This is a genomic window from Paenarthrobacter sp. 10L412, from assembly GCF_056395565.1.
The window spans coordinates 23,414-37,873 of record NZ_JBFTJT010000012.1 but is presented as its reverse complement, the minus strand read 5'-3'; the positions used below and the strand labels follow the sequence as shown (position 1 = coordinate 37,873).

The following is a 14,460-nucleotide window of genomic DNA, read 5'->3' as shown; positions in this document are numbered from 1 at the left end:
TCAGCTCTCCTCGAACGCATTTCTTGCGTAATCTCCACCGTACCGCGTCCCAGCCAAGGTGGACGGTGTGCAACCGACACCTCAGGAACGTCAACCCCAGCCTAGCTTATTTGGAATTACTCTGGATAATTTTTCCCTGGACAGCAATGCCTCTGGTGGTCCGGCATTCCACGTGGCGGACTATGACAACCGCAGATTCCTGACGGTGGGTCCGGTCAGGCAGAATGAGGGAGTCGAAGGGGCAGCCGATGCCACCTGCCCACCTCCCCCTCTCTAACCGATACCCATTGGAGCCATACGTGAGCGACAACAGCATCACTATTCCCGCCGACCTGCTGCCCAAGGACGGACGCTTCGGCGCGGGACCGTCCAAGGTCCGCCCGGAACAGGTCCAGGCCCTGTCTGCCGCATCGACCACCATTCTTGGCACGTCCCACCGTCAGGCGCCGGTCAAGAACCTGGTGGGTTCGGTCCGCGAAGGGCTCAGCCAGTTCTTCCGTGCACCTGAGGGCTACGAGGTTGTCCTCGGCGTCGGCGGTTCCACTGCTTTCTGGGATGTAGCGGCTTTTGGCCTGGTTGAGAAAAAGGCCCAGCACCTCTCCTTCGGTGAGTTCGGTTCCAAGTTTGCCGCGGCCACCAACAAAGCCCCGTTCCTGGATGCATCCTCCATCATCAAGTCCGAGCCCGGCACGCGGCCGGTCTCCCAGGCGGAGGCTGGCGTTGACGTCTATGCCTGGCCGCAGAACGAGACCTCAACTGGTGTTGCAGCCCCGGTGAAGCGCGTCGAGGGCGCCGACGCCGGTTCGCTCGTCCTGGTGGACGCCACTTCAGCCGCCGGCGGGCTGGACGTGGACGTTGCCGAATCGGATGTCTACTATTTCGCCCCGCAGAAGAACTTCGCCTCTGACGGCGGCCTGTGGCTGGGCCTGTTCTCCCCCGCGGCCCTGGAGCGCGCCGCTCGGATCAAGGCGAGCGACCGCTGGATCCCGGACTTCCTGGACCTCCAGACCGCAATCGAGAACTCCAAACTGAACCAGACGTACAACACACCTTCACTGTCCACGCTGGTGACCTTGGACGCGCAAGTGCAGTGGCTCAACAGCAATGGTGGACTGGACTTCGCCAGCAAGCGCACAGCAGACTCTGCCAGCCGCATCTACTCCTGGGCTGAGGCTTCCGAGTACGCCACACCGTTCGTCGCCAAGGCTGAGGACCGCTCCAACGTCATCGCCACCATCGACTTCGATGACTCCATTGATGCAGCGGCAATCGCCAAGATCCTGCGTGCCAACGGCGTCGTGGACACCGAGCCGTACCGCAAGCTTGGGCGGAACCAGCTGCGCATTGCCACTTTCGTCGCTATCGAACCGGACGACGTCTCAGCCCTGCTCGCCAGCATCGACTACGTCGTGGGCGAACTCAAGAAATAAAACTGAAGAAGTAACCGTCGCGGAATTCCGCGCAACGGCAGGAAACGGCGTCGTCAGGGTTCTTCCCGGGCGGCGCCGACGCCGTTAATCGCCTAGGCGGGCTGCGTCGTCGTCCTCTTCATCGGCTTCATCGGATGCTTCGGCGGCGTCGTCTTCATCAGCCTGCACGGATTCCTCCGACACTTCCTCAACCGTCTCCTCCACCAAGGGTGTCTCGTCTTCCGGGCGGACACGCTTGGCCCACGGGACCCATTCCGGGGCCAGGATGGAATCCTCAGAGGGCAAGAGGCCAAGCTCGCTGACTGTGACGATCTTTGACCGGGAATTGCGCGTGATCACGGCATACCATTGCCACCCGCCGTATCCCGCAAGCTTCGACTCGAACAAGTGCGTGACCACGCGGTCGCCCTCGGACTTTGCGCCTACGTAGGTACCCACCTCGCCCGGGTTGGCGATAGTCTCCACCGCTTCCCGCGCGACGTCGACGGCGGCGGCCAGGAACGCATCCGGCTTGCCAGTGCGCCACACGGGGATGCCGGCCCGCGGCTTCGCTGCGACCGGCTTCCGCGCAGGGGTGTCGCTGTTTTCAGGGGTTTGCCCGTTGACAGGATTCTCCCCGGTCACAGGAACTGGGGCGGCGGCAGTGACGGCCTCAGGGCTGGCCTGCGCGTCCCCTCCGGCCTGTGTATCCTGTGCGGATTCCGAAGTCATGGCAGTTCCTAGGCTTCCAGCTCGTCGGCAACCTTGCGCAGCGCCATACCGATGGCCTTGGCCTTGTTGCCTTCCGGGTACTTGCCGGACGACAAAGTACCGGACAAGTTATCCAGCACGGTCACGAGGTCCTGCACCAAAGGCGCCAGGTCCTTGGCGTTCATGCGCTTGGCCTTGGCGATGGAGGGCGTCTTGTCCAGGACCCGAAGGCCCAATGCCTGGGCACCGCGACGGCCATCCGCCACGCCAAATTCCACACGCGTACCGGCTTTGAGCTCGGTTACGCCTGCGGGCAGCGATGTCTTGGGCAGGAATACCTCCTGGCCGTCCTCAGCCGCGAGGAATCCGAAGCCTTTTTCCTTGTCATACCACTTGACCTTGCCGGTGGGCACGTAATCAACCTTCTTCGTTCTTGCTTTGGAGACACGTCGCGCCGCCACCGCATCCGCAGGGATGTGCGGGATCGAGGGAGACAGCACGGTCCGTGTTGGTCTGTTGATTCAAGGTTATCCTGCCGGACCACCTATTCATGCTTTGCCGCCGCTTTGCGGCGCCGTTGCTTCACGCATGCGGCGCCTTCGCCTCACGCGTTACTGCACCTTTCCCGCACCCTGGCTGCGCACGGGCCGCGATGCAGGCCGCCCAGGAGCCCATAGGCCTGGTTCGTGTGGCCCTGCTGCTAGCGTTAGGCGCATGACTTCCCCGGGTTACCGCCGCCCCCTCATGATCGTTGCCGCCATGATCGCCATCCTCTCCTTGGCTGCAGTAGGCGTGGTCATGGCTATCGCCTTCAACGGTGGAGTGGCGCCGGTGTGGATCACGTCCGCCGCCCTGTACGGACTGCCGGTTGCCTTCATGCTTGCCGTGGTCCTGGTGTTGGATGCCGTCCGTCAACGGCGCCGGCAATAGCTAATCAAGCGTCGGCAATAGCAAATCAACCGGGGCGGCTTTGCCTTGGCCACGCACGAGTGGCCCGGTGGCGGTAACGTTGGATTGATGTCCCTAATTCGCGCGCTCAGCAAGGAACTGGAAGCGCGCAGCGACAATTCGCTGCGGGCCTTGTTTGCCGCGCGACCCGACCTGATTTCTCCCATGGCCCCGGACTTCGCTGCCTTGGCAGCCCGGGCAAGTGCGCGAGTCAGCGTGCAACGGGCGTTGGAGCGCCTGACGAAGCCTGAAATGCAGGTTCTGGAAACGCTCCATCTGTGCACGAATGCCGATACTGGCCACAGCGTTTCCGCTGCCGGGCTCAAGAAAGTCATTGCCGGTTCCACTCTCTCTGCGCTGGAACCGATTCTCGCCAAACTTCAGGAGTTGGCGCTGATCCACCGGGCAGATCCGCCGGCGGCATCAAATTCACAACCGAATTCCCGGCAACGGTTCTACCTTCCAGTTGGAAGCCTGAAGGACGTGATCGGTATCTATCCGGCCGGCCTGGGCCGAAGCTACACGGAGCTGGTCAGGTTGCAGCCGGCTTTCGCCCAACGCGTGGTTCAGCTCGTAGCCGAGCTCCATCACTGCGGCTTGGACATCCACCCCGCCAGCACCCCCATGGACGCCGCATTGTCCCTGCAGCGGTGGACCTCAAGTCCGGAGAACGTGCGCGCCATTCTCGCCACGGCGCCCGAAAGGACCGTCGGCTTGCTGGACAAGTTCGGCAGTTGGGCCATGGGCGCGGTCCCCCAAGCTCAACGACGGGCCTCCGTGACCCACGAAAGCGCCGACGTCGGGCCTGTCGACTGGCTGCTGGCCCGCGGCCTGCTGGTTCCCTTGGATGCCGGCCACGTCGAATTGCCGCACAGTGTCGGCATCGCCCTGCGCGGTGGTGCGATCGTTGACGACTTCACCCTCAGCCCTCCGGTTCCGGAACTGGGCCACACGAGTGCCGCCCTCCGGCGCAACGCCGCGATGGGCGCGATTGCCGAGACACTACGGCTCACGAGCGAGGTGCTGTTCGCAGTCCGTGAGCAGCCATTGGCAACCCTCCGGAGCGGCGGCGTAGGCGTGCGTGAGCTGCGGCGCCTTGCGGAATCCATCCGGTGCGGCGTCCACGAAACTGCCCTCCTTCTGGAGTTCTGCGCGCTGGCCGGCCTTGTGCGGCTGGACGTTGACAGTTCCACGTGGATCCAGCCGCCATCGCTGGAATGGCTCTCCCTGCCGCGACAGGAACAGTGGCTCTGGCTGGTGAACGCCTGGTTGGCCAGCGAGCGGGCACCTTCCATGGTGGGGCAGCCCCTCCCGGGAGCGACTTCCGGTTCATCATCCCATCCAGGTTCCGCCGGCAGCACCATCAATGCATTGTCCGCGGAGGCTCAAAGGCCCGACGCTCCAGTGGTCCGGCGCCGGATCCTGGAAATCCTCAATGAACTGACGGTTGAGGCGGCCGCTCCGGATGGCAAAGCACCCGTCCTGGATGCACGCGCGGTGCTGCAACGCGCGGAATGGACGCAGCCCCGGATGTCCCGCCGGTTCAGCTCCCTGGTGAGGGGGATCCTGGAAGAAGCCACCTTGCTGGGCTTGATGGGGTCCGGGGCCTTCACGCAGTTGGGGTCTGCCATCGCGCTCGGCCATCCGGAAGAGGCGATGACCCTCCTCGGTGAACACCTGCCCGCCGCGGTCAACCACATCCTCCTTCAGGCGGACCTCACAGCCGTAGCGCCCGGTTACCTCGCCCCCGAACTCAGTGAAACGCTGCTGCTCATGGCCGACGCCGAAGGCCAGGGCCCGGCGTCGATCTACCGTTTTTCCACGTCAACTATCCGCAGGGCCCTCGACGCCGGCCAGGATGCGGAATCGCTGTTGACGTTCCTCCGCGAGCATTCAGCCACGGACGTGCCGCAACCGCTCGCGTACCTGGTGCAGGACACAGCGTCCCGACACGGACGTTTGCGGATCGGTTCCAGTGCCAGCTTCATCCAAAGCGACGACGAATCCGCCATCACTGACCTGCTGCAGGAGGCCCGCACGTCTGCACTGAGCCTGGTTCGGATCGCCCCCACCGTCCTGACATCCTCTGCCAGCCCCAAAGAGACTGCACGTGTGCTGCGCGAGCTGGGACTGTCCCCTGCCGTCCAGGACGCGGAACCCGCCGTCGTGCGCTTTAAACGGACAGCGGCAGTGCCCGGCAGCGCGCGTCCGGTCTATACGGCACCGCGGACAGCCCCGCCGGACGACGACGTCGAAGCCCAGCTTTCGGTCTTGCGGCAGCACCGTGGCGTCCCGGCCGATGCGACAGGCGAAGCCTCCACGCAGCTCGGCCTGGAAACGCTGCAGAAGGCCATCCGGCTCAAACAGGCCGTCACCATGAACGTGGTGGACAGCCTGGGGAATGCCAACACCGAAACCGTGGTTCCTGTCTCCGTCTCCGGTGGCCGCGTCAGGGTCTTCGATCCTGGCAAGGAAACAGAACGTGTGCTGTCCATCCATCGGATCATCGATGTAGAACCCGCAGGAGAGCTGCGCAAGTGAGGATTCAAGAGTGACCGACGGTCCACTGATAGTACAAAGCGACAAAACCATCCTGCTGGAAGTCGATCACGAGCTCGCTACAGAAGCCAGGCACGCCATTGCGGCATTTGCTGAACTTGAGCGCGCTCCCGAGCACGTGCACAGCTACCGGCTGACGCCTCTTGGGCTCTGGAACGCCCGTGCCGCCGGACTCGACGCCGAGCAGGTGTTGGATACGCTGCTGAAGTACTCCCGCTTCCCGGTCCCGCATGCATTGTTGATCGATATCGAAGAGACCATGTCCCGCTATGGCAGGCTCCGCCTCGAAAAGGATCCACAGCACGGTCTGGTGATGCGTACTGACGACTACCCCGTGCTGGAGGAAGTCATCCGCGCCAAGAAGATCGCCCCACTCCTTGGGCCCAGGATCGATGGCGAGACTGTGGTGGTTCACTCCTCGCAGCGAGGTCAGCTCAAGCAGCTGCTCCTCAAGTTGGGATGGCCGGCCGAGGACCTTGCCGGGTACGTCAATGGGCAACCCCACCTGATCATGCTCGACGAAACTGGTTGGCAGTTGCGCCCTTACCAGAAGTTGGCCACTGAGAACTTCTGGGCCGGCGGCAGCGGCGTCGTCGTTCTTCCTTGTGGTGCGGGAAAGACCCTTGTGGGCGCGGCCGCCATGGCGACGTCCTCCACTACAACGCTGATCCTGGTCACCAACACGGTTTCGGCACGTCAGTGGAAGGACGAACTGCTCAAGCGGACGTCCCTGACCGAAGATGAGATCGGCGAATATTCCGGTGCCGTCAAGGAAGTCAGGCCGGTCACCATCGCCACCTACCAGGTACTCACCACCAAACGCGGTGGACTTTACCCCCACCTTGAACTCGTGGACGGTCATGACTGGGGCCTGATCATCTATGACGAGGTGCACTTGCTGCCCGCCCCGATCTTCCGGATGACCGCGGACCTGCAGGCCCGCCGAAGGCTCGGACTGACAGCTACGTTGGTGCGCGAGGATGGCCGGGAAGGCGAAGTCTTCAGCCTGATTGGACCCAAGCGCTATGACGCTCCGTGGAAGGACATCGAAGCGCAGGGCTACATCGCACCCGCGGATTGCGTTGAAGTCCGCGTCGATTTGCCCCGTGACGAGCGCGTGGCCTACGCCATGGCAGATGACGCCGACAAATACCGGCTGTGCGCAACCTCCGAGACAAAGACCCAACTGGTAGAGCAGCTCGTGGCGGCGCACAAGGGTGAGCAACTGCTGGTCATCGGCCAGTACATAGACCAGCTGGACGAGATCGCAGAGCGGCTGGATGCTCCCCTGATCAAAGGCGAAACCAGCGTCAAAGCCCGGCAGAAACTCTTTGATGCCTTTCGCAAGGGCGAGATCCAGACGCTCGTGGTGTCCAAGGTTGCCAACTTCTCCATCGACCTCCCGGAAGCTTCAGTCGCAATCCAGGTTTCGGGTTCCTTCGGGTCCCGGCAGGAGGAGGCGCAACGCCTGGGACGCCTTCTGAGGCCCAAGCAAGACGGCCGTTCCGCCCGGTTCTACTCCCTCGTGGCCCGCGACACCTTGGATCAGGACTTCGCGGCGAAGCGCCAGCGGTTCCTTGCTGAACAGGGCTATGCCTACCGGATCATGGATGCCAAGGACGTGGGCAAGGACGCTGCAACAGACGAATAGTCGTTAAGGCATTGCTATTTATCTCCAGCAATTTTAGGATTCCAAGTGAAGCTCTCCGCCCTTTAGGGTTGCCCTTGGTCCAGGCAGCCCGGCGGCCAGTCGTCGGCAGTGGGGGTAGCCCGCAGCCAGGGTGCCGGCGATTCGAAGGCCTTGAAGAATCTGTGATTTTTTTACCAGAGGATTCCCTATGCGTAAGACCCTCCTGGTCCTGGCGGCGATCATCCTGCTATCAGGGCTTGCCCAGCTCTTTTTCGCCGGCTACTTCCATTTCCAAAACACCATTGAAGCCCAGCGCGAAGCGGGCGTTTATCACGTGATGAACGGCCAATACGTGCTGCGCTATTCGGCGCTGTTGGCTGTAATTGTCGCGGCTATTGCCAAAGCCGGCTCCCGGACTATTTGGCTTGCCGCCGGCATCTTCCTCATGACGTGGGTCCAGCTGTTCATTTTCATTATCGGCGGCATGCTCACTGGCTCGTCGGAGGATTTCATCACCCCCTCCGGCTCGTGGGTGGCTTCCATCCACCCCATCACAGGACTGCTGATCATCTTCATGTCCTACTGGTTGTTCAGACGTGCCCGCGCGCTTGCACTCAATCCCCAGCCCCTTCCACCCAAGGCAGCAGCATCGGATGCTTCCGCCTCGTCCACTACGGCGTGATCAGCGGCGGCTGTGAACATTTCACAGCTACTGGCCGTCGACCTGGTGCTGGCCGTCCTTGCAGCCGGCGCCTGGATAGCAGCCGCCTGGATGGCCATTTCTTCAACAGCTGACAGGAGGCCAGCCAAGCCACGCGTTATCGACTTGGCGCTTCTTCTGCTGGGCCTGGCCGTCGTTGCCACGGCGGCGCGCTATGCCTTGCTCCCTGCTTTGGTGGCGGGCAGTTGGTGGTTTGCCAGCGAACGCACAACCATCAGCCTGCCTTTGACCGCCATCCCCGCGGCTTGGGCCGCGATGGCCGGTGTTCCGTACTTGCTGAGGAGGCGGAACACCGGCTCAAAACCTTCGCGGACTCTACCCAACCGTGCTGGCCGAGCCCAGGAATGGGCTGTTCTCGCCATGGTGTCGGCCGTGGCTTCGGCAATTGCCTCACTTGCGCTGATCTTCGTCCTCGGCCCATTCCCCGCCCCGTGGACGCTGGCGATTCTCTTCTTCCTGGTTGCAGGGACCGTGATGCTGGCCAGGCTCGCGCTGTTCCCTCCGTTCCAGCGTCCGCCCGGTCATCCCGCTCATCCCGCTCCTCCCGGCAGCAGCGCCTCACCCGGCCAGGGCCGTGTGGTTCGCAGGCGCACGACGGCGGCTGCTGCAGTCGCCGGACTCATGGCCTGCACCGCTTTGGGCTCAGGAGTCTTTGCCTGGCTGGGTAGCCGGTCCGCCGATGGCGCAGTGATCGCGGCCGCCGTCGGTCATCACCGAGGTGTCACCACTGCACCAGTGGTGGCCCCAACTCCGGTAACCAGCTTGGTGGGAGACATCCCTGACAATGCCGTGGTCCGGCACTACGAGCTCACTGCCCGCACGGAACACATAACCTTGCCCTCCGGGGAGTCCACCGATGCCTGGACCTTTGGCAGCCTCCCCGGGCCCGGCATTGAGGCCCGACTGGGCGAGGTCATGGAAGTTGAGCTTAAGAACCAGGACGTGAGCGCTGGCGTGACTCTGCACTGGCACGGTTACGACGTCCCCAACGCCATGGACGGCGTGGCCGGGGCAACACAGGACGCCGTCATGCCCGGGCAGTCCATGACCTACCGCTTCCTTGCTGCCCAAGCCGGCACATATTGGTACCACACGCACCAGGACGCAGCCGAAGGTGTCCGCAAGGGCCTCTACGGCACATTCGTCGTGCACAACCCCACACTGCCTCGCGCGGATACTGACATTGTGGTGGCGGGACACGACCTCGGCGGTCTGGGGTTGCTGGGCTCCTCAGACCGCAGCAGTGTTCATGCGGCCGTCCCGGGCTCGAGCGTTCGGGTGCGCCTCATCAACACTGATTCCCTGCCACAGCGTTACCTTCTGGACGGAACGGCGTTCAAGGTTGCGGCCGTGGACGGAACGGAGGTGAACCAGCCCCAGGAGGTCACAGGGAAGCTATTGCGGCTTGGAGCCGGAGGAAGGATGGACGTCACCTTCACAATGCCCGAATCCGAGGTGACGCTGCGCTCTGACTCGGCGGCCAGCGCTGTCGTCGTGATCGCCCCGTCCAGCCCGGACGGGGCGGGTGCTCATGCCGCAGTGAAAGCAGCCGACGTCCCTGGGAAGGCGCCGTATGTCCCGGAGAAGACGCCCAATGTCCCGGAAAAGGCACAGCCGGGCGTCTTTGCGATGACGCCCGTCCTGGACCTTTTGGACTACGGCGAACCCGTGGCTGGAACACCGGCACCCGCAGAAAATGTCCGGGAGGAAGTGCTGGTGTTGGACCGCCAGTTCCGCTTTGTTGACGGAGTTCCGCGCTATGCGTTTACGGTGAACGGCGCCTCCTATCCCCTGGTGCCTTCCATTGAGGTGGCGGAGGGGGAGACTTTGAAAATGACGATCGTCAACCGCACCGCGGAGCCGCATCCCATGCATCCCCACGGACACCACGTTCAAGTACTCAGCAGGAACGGGGTTGCCCCGAGTGGATCGCCACTGATCCTTGACACCGTGGACGTGCTGCCGGGCGAAGTATGGGAGCTACTGCTCCATGCGGACAATCCAGGCATCTGGATGGATCACTGCCACAACCTGGACCATGCTGCAGAGGGAATGATGATGATGCTGAAGTACGAAGGCGTGTCATCTGACTTCGTACACGGTGGCCATTCCCACAACCGTCCTGAATAGGGCGGCTGGTGGGCGGACGTCTTTCGGGTAGACGTGCTCAGGCCACCATCCGGCTGGCGTGCTGGATTGCAACGTGATCCACCACTGCCCAGCAATCGGCGTCATGGAGCTGTGCGCTGGCGAAGCGCTCGGCTGATGCCAGGTCCGGAAATTCCTCGCGCCGGATGTGGCCCGAGTCTGTATCCAGGTACGTCACGTGGAACTCGACGTCCGCGGCTTTTTCATTGTGATGAATGCTGATGGGGGCTGCTTCTTTTGCCATGTTTCCAGTGTGGAATGGGGCACTGACATTTTTAGGAGCATCCGTGGGCGTGTTCGGATCTAAAGTCTTGGGCCCGTGGCTTCCTGACCTTCTTTGATCTCAGATCCACTCGAAGGCAACTGAAATGGGTTGCCTGGAGGAAGCGCAGGCAGCAAAGAGGGTCGCGACCCAACAGCCTGGACGTGACTACAGCGTCCGAAGATACTCGGCAGAGACTTCCCTCACCGTGGAGCTAAGGACGTCGAGCACTCTTGACGCCGTCTTCCAGCGCTGCCAGTAGAGCGGAACATCAAAAGGATGCTCGGGGGCAAGTTCAATCAAGCGCCCGTCGGCAATGTCCGGCCCGCATTGAACTTCCGGAATCAGTCCCCATCCCAGGCCCAGGCGAATGGCATCCCCGAAGTCCTGCGACGCCGGCACATAGTGTCGCGGCCCCTTCTGTTGGCTTTTTAAAGCATCCGGCCACGATTCCACGAAAGCCCACTGATAGGTGTCCTTCCGGTCGAAATCCACGGCCGGCGCCGCGTTGAGCTTGCCTCCATCCACACCATCTGCGAACCAACGATCCACAAAGGCTGGAGCTGCCACTGCCCGGTAACGCATGACTCCAAGGCTCTCCACACGGCAGCCCTGCACCGGTTCCGGGGTGGCCGTGACTGCAGCCATGACGGCCCCCGAACGCAGCATCGAGGTGGAGTGTTGTTCGTCGTCACGGTGCAGGTCAAAGGTGATGTTGAGATCGCTGGGCACACGGGCAAGTGCTTGCAGGAACCAGACCGCCAGCGAGTCAGCATTCACCACGATTGGCACAGCCAGCTGCGGACCGTCCGTGCCCAAACCCAACTCGACGCCTGCATCCGCTTCCAACTGGGCCACTTGGCGGGCGAGTCGAAGGACCACTTCGCCTGCCTCAGTGGCCTGGGCGGGATTACTCCGCTGGAGCAGGACCCTTCCGGTCGATTGCTCAAGCGCCTTCAGGCGTTGGGACACTGCCGACGGCGTGATGTGCAGCCGGCGCGCTGCCGCATCCAACGTGCCTTCCGAAAGTACGGTGGCGAACGTTAATAACTGGTCAGAAGGAAACTGCGGCATAAGAAAATCTTACGGGACGTCAAAAACATTAGCTGGCCTAAGTGTCCTGGAGACCATAGTTTCGAAGAGTGACTTTCTCTGACATCTTCAACTCTGCAGGCCTCGGCCTCGCCACGGGCCTCGGCCTTATCGTCGCCATCGGCGCCCAAAACGCCTTCGTCCTTCGGCAAGGAATCCTCGGCAAACACATAGGCGCGGTTGTCGCAGTTTGCGCCCTCTCAGACGCCCTTCTTATCGCCGCCGGTGTGCTTGGCACAGGCGCGCTGATCGCGGCCGCTCCTGCGGCCGTCGTGATCTTGCGCTTTGTGGGAGCGGCTTTCCTGGTGACTTATGGGGTACTTGCGGCCCGTCGGGCCCTTCGCCCGCAGGTGCTCGTTTCTTCGGATACTGCGTCCCCTGATGATGACGCCAAACGTGGCCTCGCCGCGGTCCTCACCACCGTACTGGCGCTGACTTGGCTCAACCCACACGTCTATCTGGACATCGCACTTATCGGTTCGCTCGCCACCGCCCAAGGCGCTCCTTTGCAATGGTGGTTCGGCGCCGGGGCGATGCTGGGCAGCATCCTCTGGTTCTGTTCCCTCGGCTTCGGTGCCAGGTTCCTGCGCGGCTTCTTCGCCCGGCCCAAGTCGTGGCGAATCCTGGACGGTGGGATTGCCGTAACCATGGGCGCCCTCGGCGCAGGGCTCGCCCTGGGTGCCTGAGGCGGCACGCAGTCTCCTCACATCAAGCATCCAGATAACTCACAGAAACTGGGAGCATCATGGGTGTCATGAAAAAGAACGGCCCCGAAGCCAAGCTCCTTGTCGTCGACGACGAACCCAACATCCGCGAGCTTCTCTCCACGTCCCTGCGGTTTGCAGGTTTCGAGGTCGTTGCCGCATCCAACGGTCGCGAAGCCCTGGCTGCCGCCGACCTTCACGCCCCCGACCTCGCAGTCCTGGACGTCATGCTGCCGGACATGGACGGCTTCACAGTGACGCGTCGTCTCCGGGCCGCTGGCAAGCACTTCCCCGTCCTGTTCCTCACGGCGAAGGACGACACCGAGGACAAGGTCACTGGCCTGACTGTGGGCGGGGATGACTACGTCACCAAGCCATTCAGCCTTGACGAAGTAGTGGCCCGCATCCGCGCCGTACTGCGCCGGACGCAGCCCCTTGAGGATGACGACGCCGTGATCCGCGTGGACGACCTCGAACTCGACGACGACGCCCACGAGGTCCGACGCGGTGGCACGGTCATTGAACTGTCGCCCACCGAGTTCAAGCTCCTTCGCTACCTCATGCTGAACCCCAACCGCGTTCTCTCCAAGGCACAGATCCTGGACCACGTGTGGGAATACGACTTCAACGGGGACGCTTCGATCGTTGAGTCGTACATCTCCTACCTGCGCCGCAAGGTGGACATCGACCCCGATGCCGCAGCCCTCATCCAAACGAAGCGCGGCGTGGGCTACGTGCTGCGAACGGCAGAGAAGCGCTGACCTTGCTGCAACGCTGGAAATCGGCGTCCCTGAGGTCGCAGCTCGTCGCCATCATCATGGGACTGCTCCTCCTCGCGCTGGCCGCGACGGGCGCCGGCACGCTGACGCTCGTCAAGAGCTACCTGCAAGGCCAGGTGGACGACAAACTCAAGGCCGCCGTCGCACTGGCCCAGGACCAGCAGTCATTCGACAAGCTGTCCGAGCCGAACCCTGCGGTACCCACGGACTACTCGCTGACCCTGTACGTTCCGGGGCTTTCGCCGTACCCCTTCGGCGGCATGCAAGGCGACCGTCCGGCGATCGCGAACATCACTCCTGCCGAGGCCAAGGCACGTGGCAATGCCCCATTCCAAGTCAGTGGCACCGCCGGTAGCAACTGGCGTGTGGTCGCCGTCGGCGTCGTGGCCAACGGGCAGAACGGCGTGGTGATTATCGGCCTGCCGCTGACGCCCGTGGACAAAGTCATGGAACACGCCGTACTGGTGGTGGTGGGCGTTGGCCTGCTGACCCTGGTCTTGGCGTTCTTCATCGCTACATGGACTGTGGCACGATCCTTCAGGCCCCTGGCCCGGGTGGAAAAGACAGCAGCAGCCATTGCCGCAGGGGACCTCTCCCGACGCGTGGAAATCGACAACCCCCATACAGAGGTGGGGCGGCTTGGCGCTTCGCTAAACGCCATGTTGGCCCACATTGAGGCCTCCTTCGCGGCGCGCGCCGCTTCTGAAGCCCGGATGCGCCGATTCGCCGCGGATGCTTCCCATGAGCTCCGGACTCCCTTGGTCACCATTCGGGGTTTCTCCGAGCTTTACCGCCACGGCGCGCTGGCGACTCCCGAAGACGTCGCCACCGCCATGAGCAGAATCGAAAGCGAAGCCAAGCGGATGGGTTCCATGGTGGAGGACCTGCTCCTCTTGGCCCGGCTGGACGAGCAGCGGCCGTTGCAGCTCAAGCCAGTGGATCTGCAGTTGTTGGCGCACGACGCCGTGGTGGATACCAAAGCCTCATCCGGCAACCGGAACATTACGCTCATCGGACTCGACGGATCATCGCCCACCCCAGCCCCGGTCCAGGGGGATGAGGCCAAGCTCCGGCAGGTTATCGGTAACCTGGTGGGCAACGCCTTGCGCTACACGCCAGAGGGCACCCCCATAGAACTCGCAGTTGGTGTTCGGACCAGTCCTGAAGGCGCGTTTTCGGTCATCGAAATACGGGATCACGGCGCCGGCATTCCTGAGGCTGAGACCAACAAGATCTTTGAACGCTTCTATCGTGCCGATACCTCCCGCACCCGCGAGACCGGCGGCAGTGGCCTCGGACTGGCCATTGTGGCTGCCATCGTTGGCTCGCATGGGGGCAGCGTCCGGGTGAAAGAGACCGACGGCGGCGGCGCAACTTTGATGGTCAGCCTCCCGTTCCGCGAGGAGCCCGCGGAGCTGATATCCCAGTAACGCTGGTGTCCCCCATGGCGGCGTTATCCATATAGCGGCTCGTCAACGGAGTGTTATCCACATAGCG

Annotated in this window: 13 protein-coding genes; 9 read left to right on the top strand and 4 right to left on the bottom strand. The window is 62.9% G+C overall.

Annotated features, from left to right (window positions below):
- The first annotated feature begins 299 nt into the window (after positions 1-299).
- Entirely contained in the window at positions 300-1,430 is a 1,131-nt protein-coding gene (gene serC, locus AC1DD7_RS17290; RefSeq protein WP_477515951.1) for a phosphoserine transaminase, read from the top strand.
- Between the two features lie 84 nt (positions 1,431-1,514).
- Here serC and AC1DD7_RS17285 read toward each other — a convergent pair whose 3' ends face one another.
- A complete protein-coding gene (locus AC1DD7_RS17285; RefSeq protein WP_477515950.1) occupies positions 1,515-2,141 on the bottom strand; it encodes a DUF3027 domain-containing protein in 627 nt (208 codons plus the stop codon).
- 8 nt (positions 2,142-2,149) lie between these two features.
- On the bottom strand, positions 2,150-2,533 hold the full coding sequence (locus AC1DD7_RS17280; protein WP_216926040.1) for a cold-shock protein: 384 nt from the start codon (positions 2,531-2,533) through the stop codon (positions 2,150-2,152).
- Positions 2,534-2,834: 301 nt separating this feature from the next.
- Here AC1DD7_RS17280 and AC1DD7_RS17275 point away from each other — a divergent pair, with 301 nt between their 5' ends.
- The 5 genes from AC1DD7_RS17275 to AC1DD7_RS17255 all read left to right on the top strand — a co-directional run bounded on the left by AC1DD7_RS17275 (position 2,835) and on the right by AC1DD7_RS17255 (position 10,108).
- Positions 2,835-3,050, top strand: coding sequence for a hypothetical protein (locus AC1DD7_RS17275; protein WP_477515949.1), 216 nt, complete (start codon positions 2,835-2,837; stop codon positions 3,048-3,050).
- Positions 3,051-3,137: 87 nt separating this feature from the next.
- Positions 3,138-5,609 carry a helicase-associated domain-containing protein gene (locus AC1DD7_RS17270; protein ID WP_477515948.1) on the top strand — a complete coding sequence of 824 codons (2,472 nt, stop codon included), beginning with the start codon at positions 3,138-3,140 and terminating at the stop codon, positions 5,607-5,609.
- A 10-nt stretch (positions 5,610-5,619) separates the two neighbouring features.
- A complete protein-coding gene (locus tag AC1DD7_RS17265; protein WP_477515947.1) occupies positions 5,620-7,278 on the top strand; it encodes a DNA repair helicase XPB in 1,659 nt (552 codons plus the stop codon).
- Between the two features lie 187 nt (positions 7,279-7,465).
- Positions 7,466-7,939 (top strand): hypothetical protein, encoded by a 474-nt coding sequence (locus AC1DD7_RS17260; protein ID WP_477515946.1) that lies wholly within the window; start codon positions 7,466-7,468, stop codon positions 7,937-7,939.
- A gap of 12 nt (positions 7,940-7,951) precedes the next feature.
- On the top strand, positions 7,952-10,108 hold the full coding sequence (locus tag AC1DD7_RS17255; protein WP_477515945.1) for a multicopper oxidase family protein: 2,157 nt from the start codon (positions 7,952-7,954) through the stop codon (positions 10,106-10,108).
- A 37-nt stretch (positions 10,109-10,145) separates the two neighbouring features.
- Here the strand turns inward: AC1DD7_RS17255 and AC1DD7_RS17250 are convergent, their stop codons facing one another.
- Both AC1DD7_RS17250 and AC1DD7_RS17245 read right to left on the bottom strand, forming a co-directional pair.
- Complete coding sequence (locus AC1DD7_RS17250; protein WP_477515944.1) at positions 10,146-10,370, bottom strand: hypothetical protein; 225 nt, start codon at positions 10,368-10,370, stop codon at positions 10,146-10,148.
- A 186-nt stretch (positions 10,371-10,556) separates the two neighbouring features.
- The gene (locus AC1DD7_RS17245) at positions 10,557-11,462 is read right to left on the bottom strand and encodes a LysR family transcriptional regulator ArgP (RefSeq protein ID WP_477515943.1); all 906 of its coding nucleotides are present in this window, start codon (positions 11,460-11,462) and stop codon (positions 10,557-10,559) included.
- A gap of 68 nt (positions 11,463-11,530) precedes the next feature.
- Between AC1DD7_RS17245 and AC1DD7_RS17240 the strand changes: the two genes are divergently transcribed.
- The 3 genes from AC1DD7_RS17240 (at position 11,531) to AC1DD7_RS17230 (ending at position 14,393) form a co-directional block, all read left to right on the top strand.
- Positions 11,531-12,166 (top strand): LysE/ArgO family amino acid transporter, encoded by a 636-nt coding sequence (locus AC1DD7_RS17240; protein WP_477515942.1) that lies wholly within the window; start codon positions 11,531-11,533, stop codon positions 12,164-12,166.
- A gap of 68 nt (positions 12,167-12,234) precedes the next feature.
- Positions 12,235-12,945, top strand: a complete 711-nt coding sequence (locus tag AC1DD7_RS17235; RefSeq protein WP_026543233.1) for a response regulator transcription factor — start codon at positions 12,235-12,237, stop codon at positions 12,943-12,945.
- A 2-nt stretch (positions 12,946-12,947) separates the two neighbouring features.
- Complete coding sequence (locus tag AC1DD7_RS17230) at positions 12,948-14,393, top strand: sensor histidine kinase (protein WP_477515941.1); 1,446 nt, start codon at positions 12,948-12,950, stop codon at positions 14,391-14,393.
- Positions 14,394-14,460: the final 67 nt, after the last annotated feature.